This is a genomic window from Veillonella sp. VA137, assembly GCF_003992015.1.
Lineage (GTDB): Bacteria > Bacillota > Negativicutes > Veillonellales > Veillonellaceae > F0422.
This window is the reverse complement of sequence record NZ_RQVK01000011.1, coordinates 70,063-76,062: the sequence shown is the minus strand read 5'-3', so window position 1 is coordinate 76,062 and position 6,000 is coordinate 70,063. Positions and strand designations below refer to the sequence as shown.

At 40.6% G+C, this 6,000-nt stretch carries 7 protein-coding genes and 5 tRNA genes; 2 read left to right on the top strand and 10 right to left on the bottom strand.

What is annotated here, in order from left to right:
- From EO116_RS06475 to EO116_RS08480, 3 genes are all read right to left on the bottom strand, one after another.
- Positions 1–129 (bottom strand): GTP-binding protein (locus tag EO116_RS06475; RefSeq protein WP_240629125.1); only part of this gene is annotated, 129 nt, incomplete at its 3' end.
- A gap of 159 nt (positions 130–288) precedes the next feature.
- Positions 289–912 carry a hypothetical protein gene (locus EO116_RS06470; protein WP_127161137.1) on the bottom strand — a complete coding sequence of 208 codons (624 nt, stop codon included), beginning with the start codon at positions 910–912 and terminating at the stop codon, positions 289–291.
- Between the two features lie 24 nt (positions 913–936).
- A complete protein-coding gene (locus tag EO116_RS08480) occupies positions 937–1,080 on the bottom strand; it encodes a hypothetical protein (RefSeq protein ID WP_164726092.1) in 144 nt (47 codons plus the stop codon).
- Between the two features lie 161 nt (positions 1,081–1,241).
- Here EO116_RS08480 and EO116_RS06465 point away from each other — a divergent pair, with 161 nt between their 5' ends.
- Entirely contained in the window at positions 1,242–1,514 is a 273-nt protein-coding gene (locus EO116_RS06465) for a type II toxin-antitoxin system Phd/YefM family antitoxin (protein WP_127161136.1), read from the top strand.
- On the top strand, positions 1,495–1,821 hold the full coding sequence (locus tag EO116_RS06460) for a type II toxin-antitoxin system RelE/ParE family toxin (RefSeq protein ID WP_127161135.1): 327 nt from the start codon (positions 1,495–1,497) through the stop codon (positions 1,819–1,821). The genes EO116_RS06465 and EO116_RS06460 overlap by 20 nt, the downstream gene beginning before the upstream one ends.
- 102 nt (positions 1,822–1,923) lie before the next feature.
- On the opposite strand, the gene EO116_RS06455 is transcribed toward EO116_RS06460, so the two are convergent.
- The 7 genes from EO116_RS06455 to EO116_RS06425 form a co-directional block, all read right to left on the bottom strand.
- Positions 1,924–2,000, bottom strand: a tRNA-Met gene (locus tag EO116_RS06455).
- A 7-nt stretch (positions 2,001–2,007) separates the two neighbouring features.
- A tRNA-Thr gene (locus EO116_RS06450) sits at positions 2,008–2,083 on the bottom strand.
- Between the two features lie 25 nt (positions 2,084–2,108).
- Positions 2,109–2,184, bottom strand: a tRNA-Met gene (locus EO116_RS06445).
- 7 nt (positions 2,185–2,191) lie between these two features.
- Positions 2,192–2,276, bottom strand: a tRNA-Tyr gene (locus tag EO116_RS06440).
- A gap of 7 nt (positions 2,277–2,283) precedes the next feature.
- A tRNA-Thr gene (locus EO116_RS06435) sits at positions 2,284–2,359 on the bottom strand.
- Between the two features lie 333 nt (positions 2,360–2,692).
- The gene (locus EO116_RS08740) at positions 2,693–3,865 is read right to left on the bottom strand and encodes a YadA-like family protein (RefSeq protein ID WP_127161134.1); all 1,173 of its coding nucleotides are present in this window, start codon (positions 3,863–3,865) and stop codon (positions 2,693–2,695) included.
- A gap of 18 nt (positions 3,866–3,883) precedes the next feature.
- Positions 3,884–5,311 (bottom strand): YadA-like family protein, encoded by a 1,428-nt coding sequence (locus EO116_RS06425; RefSeq protein WP_127161133.1) that lies wholly within the window; start codon positions 5,309–5,311, stop codon positions 3,884–3,886.
- Between the last annotated feature and the right edge of the window lie 689 nt (positions 5,312–6,000).

Below are 6,000 nucleotides of genomic sequence, written 5' to 3'. Positions count from 1 at the left end.
GTCAGCTTGACCTTTTTCAGCAAGAACTTTAGTGATTGCTGCTGTTAAAGTAGTTTTACCATGGTCAACGTGACCGATAGTACCAATGTTAACGTGTGGTTTATTACGTTCGAACTTTGCTTTTGCCATTGTTAAAATAGCCTCCTTCATTACAAAAAAACTGATTACCTTTATTATATATGATTAGATAGAGAAATACAAATACAGTTTACTTATTTTATAGGAATTACAGGTGTTTCTACTTCACTTTTTGATAATTCCTGTGAAAGCCTAACCTAAGCATGTAATTTATAAATATTTTAACATATATTCTAGGATTAACTGCACCACACTAGTTGCTAGCAATAATAGGAATGCTTTCATAAGTGTACTCTTAATAATGCGAGCCATAAGGGATAGATTTATATAGAAAATCCAGATAGCGACAGCAAAAAATGCACCCACTAATAAAAAGATAATCTCCATACCGTACGATGGTGCTAGAAAAATACCTGAGCCAAAGAAAGGAAGTAAGAGCAATCCTAATACTACACCATATACATCGGTGATGATCTTGCCGTAGACAAACCCTTTTACCACATCTGTCCAAGTCGCCTCACCTTTTGTCAACTTGTACAAGCCATAGAAAACTGCACTGTTAAAGAAAATAGCCACCGCTTGAAATAGGAAAAAGACGATGGCCAAGCCAATAATAATCGCCGACCCTAATGCGTCAATATCACGATAATGGGCAGGCATGAAAAAGCCTACCAACGGCAGTACTAAGGTAGCCACCAATAAACAAAATACCACTTCCAGACCAAAATAGGTAAGTAAACCTTTTTTTACCGTCCCATGCTCTGCAATTTGATCAAAGCCCTTACTCTTAGGATGCCAAATTAATTCTTTTAAATCATTAAACCATGTTGTCATACGTACCTCTTCTCTACTTTCTAGCTATTCGACATAGTCATACTCCTGTGGTAGCACTAAATGGTTAGATTCATCTCTTGTCCCAACGAAGTCTTTCTCTGTAAACGGTAATGTAAATGTATCGACGATCTCAATAAAAAATTTCGCCACATCGATTGCTTTAACCATAGAGGCACCACCTTTCTATACTCTCATTATACAAATTCAAACTATGGATTTCAATGGATATCTAACTAAGATAGCCAAATAATTCTTAATCCCCTAGTTTATCTTTATCTAATATTCTGATAAAATAAAGATATAATTATGATAATAAGGGGGTGTTTACTATGATTCATATTCGCCCAGTCTCTGACTTGCGGAATAAATTTCCTGAAATTGAAGAAACTGTGATTAACTCAAACTCACCGGTATTTCTCACAAAAAATGGATATGGTACCATGGTACTAATGAGCATTGAGCAGTATTCCTCTCTAACCATGGATGTAGAAGATAAACTTGATGAAGCAGATACATTAGCCAAAAGTTCTACTGATCGACTTTCTAAAGCTGATGTATTTAATGCAGCAAGGAGCTATATCGATGAACAAACCAACTTATAAATTAACTTTTCTTCCTATCTTTGAAAAAGATTTAATAGAAGTTATGTCCTATATCACCAATACCTTGCAAAATCCAAGTGCTGCCCATCAACTGCTAGATGATATAGAAACTGCAATCGAAAAAAGGCTAACAGCACCTCTTTCCTTTGCACCCTTTCGCTCATCGAAAACAAGAGAGCACCCATACTACAGAATCAATGTGCGAAACTTCTCTATTTTTTATGTAGTTATCGGCGATACTATGGAAGTCCGCAGACTTATTTATGCCAAGCGTAATATAAACGAAATATTGTTCACTGATATATAGAATTTGCTATAACAAAAGGTGGGGATACTCATGTAAGAGTATCCCCACCTTTTATAAACTATATTTTAGGCCTAAAAAAATCCTCACCTAAAGTGAGGTTATTGGTGGCGGCACACGGATTTGAACCGCGGACACACCGGGTATGAACCGATTGCTCTAGCCAACTGAGCTATGCCGCCAAGTATATGGAGCTAGTGACCGGGATTGAACCGGTGACCTTATCCTTACCAAGGATACGCTCTGCCGACTGAGCTACACCAGCACATTCAATCACTAACGAATTAACATGGTTGCGGGGACAGGACTTGAACCTGCGACCTTCGGGTTATGAGCCCGACGAGCTACCAACTGCTCCACCCCGCGATGAAAATGGTGGAGGGAGAAGGATTCGAACCTTCGAAGTCGAAGACGGCAGATTTACAGTCTGCTCCCTTTGGCCGCTCGGGAATCCCTCCAAAAAAATGGAGCTGGCGATAGGAATTGAACCCACAACCTGCTGATTACAAGTCAGCTGCTCTACCGATTGAGCTACGCCAGCACATTTACATATATCATTATATATGTTCTTATGTAGTTTGTCAAGAACTTTTTCCTACTCTGTAGTGGTGTTCCTGACTACTTGTATATAATAACATACCTCTATATTATAATGCAAGTGTTTTATAAAAAATTTTTTAACCTTTTTCAGAAAATTTTGTACGCCTCCCCAGAACGCCGTTGGGGATAGGAAATAGCGTGGCGTTCTTTTTGCTTACATATACAAACGTAAGAAGAGCACGACATATTCCGAAGCAAACCTAACCACTGTATCAGTTTGCGTAGGAATGGGTCGTGCTCTTCCTTTTGCTCAATATTAAGCTAAAACGCTACGCTATTTCATAGCCAAAACAAGTTGTTTCAACATCTCTATATCATTTCGTAGTTGTCGATTATCCGATTGTAAATTAATAATAGCCTGTTCTTGACGATCATTTTGTTGTCGTTCTTCTTGTAATGCATCGGATAATACAGAAAGAGATGCATTGTCCCCAAAGGCACCAGCAGCTTTACCTCCCTTACCAAAGCGAAGTGTAGCTCCCAAGTTATAGATCATTTGACCCTCTGAGAAAGCCGCCCCTGCATTAAACATCGTTCTTTCATTGGTATAGTGCGCCACACCTAGGGCATAACCCATTTTTTCTTCCTGCTTACCTATACCTACCATTACTTGTGTTGGTTCATCTACTTTATATTGAATAGGTTTTAGGGCTGCTAAGGCTGCTGTCATTGCATTACCTCGATGAATTTCACCGCGCAATCCTTTAGCCGCTGCATCAATCGCTTTGTATGTAGCTGTTTCCAAGGATTTTAATTGGGCTACATTGACACCATCCGTATCTTCAGAGCCCGCTGCTAGACCTATCAGCTGTCTTGTATCTCCTGTTTCCGAGTTACCAATAGATACAGCACCTCTTGTAGATTGCCATGTACTTGCCTCAGTATTGCCAGTAGTACCTTGTTTTGCAGTGCTTATCTGTAATGCCCCATTAGCACCTTTTACTACAAACTCTTCAGACGGATCATATCCTAAAGCTCCTTTATTTCGATTCCCTAATGTATACGATCCTAGCGCCACACTATCCGCGGCCTCTGTTTTAGCCGAGGTACCGATGGCTACCGATCCATGACTGCCTTCCCCAGTAATCGCTTCAACGCCTATACTAATAGAGCCGTTTTCTCCACGTGCTTGCGCCTCTCGCCCCAATGCCAAAGTGTTTTCACCCATAGCCTGTGCTTTATATCCCATACTGATAGCACCTGCTTTATCACTTCGCGCCTCTTTACCAATCGCTACGCCATACTCTTTTACAGAAGATGCCCCAACGCCTATGGACACAGAACCATAGTCAGCACTCAATGCTGATGCCCCTATCGCTACAGAACTATCTCCAGAAGCATTACCTCCACCAGCTTCATAAGAACTAATACCTGCTGCTTGCACACTTCCTAAACCTGTTGCCAAAATACTAGCTAGTATCAAAGGTACCACACAATGTCTTTTCATTACTTACCTCACTTCATCCTATCTTTCACCATATATTGATTGTCTTGCCATCTGTTTTAGTTGCTCCACATCTTGGTGCAACTGTTGATTTTCTAGTTCCAACTCTCGTAGTACTTGTTTTTGATGTTGGTTTCTAGTTTGCTCTCGTTGTAATGCTTCAAATAATCTGTCTATTGATAGATGAGTTCTATCCGCGGCTAAGGATGTCCCTTTTTTGCCTAATCGTAAAGTAGCACCCGCATTATACACCAATTGATTTTCTGAAAGTGCTGCTCCTGCATTCACCATCATTCGTTCATTCCTATAATGAGCTACCCCTAAGGCATAGCCACTATGACCTGCATATTGTCCTACCCCTGCTAACACTTGCGTTGGTTCATTTACTTTATAAGCGACTGGTTTTAGTGCAGCAAGAGCAGCCGTCATCGTATTTCCCTGTCTCGCTTCATTCCGCAACTGTCCAATCGTCCTATCCAATGCACGATGCGCTGCCAAATCTAACGATTTTAGTTGTGCCACATTAATGCCATCAGTATCTTCTGATCCCGCTCCTAACCCTATGAGCTGTCTTGTATCCCCTTTTTCAGAATTGCCAATAGATATAGCGCCTTGTCCAGACCGCCAAGTACCCGCTATCTGATTCATTTCTGCTTTCTTATTCGATAGCTCTGCACCTTTTTTCTTTAATAAATCATATTTTTCTTGCGATTGAGTCCTTATAGCATTTAATTCCTCTTGATCTGTCACTTCACCCCGTGTTAATTCACCTATTAATGCTGCTCTTTTTTCAGATAATTTATATATGTCCCCTCGAATAGTTTCATATTCATCTTGCAAAGCTTTATATTCTATTTCTTTAGCGGCTATTTTCTCTTGTAACGCAGTAGGTAACTGTAAATTACCTTTCTCTGGATTCTTTACAACAGCTACATGCAAAGGATCGTATCCAACTACACCCTCATCACGGTTGGATACTGTTTGAGACCCTAGTGCAACAGAATTAGTCTCCTTCGCCCTTGAGGATTCACCAATGGACATACCATTTTCAACACCAAAGGAAGCACGTGTCTTATACCCAATACCCATCGATTGATTTCCATATAATACAGTCAATCTTCCCAATGCTATCGTGTTGAAAGCACGACCTAATGCATTATATCCAAGATTAGTAGACCCGTCATCACTACTTGCTCCTGCATACGCTCCAATAGATGTACCCTTATCATTCGCTTGTGCAGATACTGTCCCCACCACTACTGCATTATCACCATAAATCTGAAATTCCCCTACTCCGACAGAGTACTCACTCCCGAGCTGTATCCCATACGAAGCATAGGACCCCTGTCCTATTGCATGTACAGTTCCATACCCTGTAGCCAGCACAGCGCTCATCACAATCGCGGCTATCGACTTACTATTCATCCACTTGCCTCCCTTACCATCCATTCTATTCACCTATTAATTACATAGGAAACACTGATAAATAATACTATTCAAATCACATTGTGTCAAATAACTTTTTAGAAACTTCCCCCCCAATTCAAGTTGCAAATTCAAGATTCATTTATATAGTAGTTTTTCATTGTAAAATATGGTATACTAAGTATACAAAAAGAAGAGCCATCAACGTTTGATCGGCGTTAGGCTCATCTCAAGAAAGTTTAAAATAAAAATGTGCCTAACGTATTAAGGTGAGCAGACCTTATTCGTTAGGCGTTTTCATTACTTATATAGTAAATCCAAAAGTGCTATGATTAGCACATACCAAACGTAAGAAGACCGCAATATACCTCCGAAGAAACATCATGAAATGCCGTTTCTGAGGGGGGGTATTGCGGTCTTTCCTTCTCCCAAGCGACGCAATTTTGCGTAGTAGCCTTATGGCGTTGCTACATCATGCTTACACAAACACAAGAAGAGCACGGCGTGCTCCGAACAAACATTATGAAATACCGTTTGTGAGGAGTATGCCGTGCTCTTCCCTCCCCCCAAGCGACGCAATTTTGCGTAGTAGCCTTGTGGCGTTCCCTTACTGACCAAATCACACAAACACAAGAAGAGCACGGCGTGCTCCGAACAAACATTATGAAATACCGTTTGTGAGGAGTATACTGTGCTCTTCCCTCCCCCCCAAG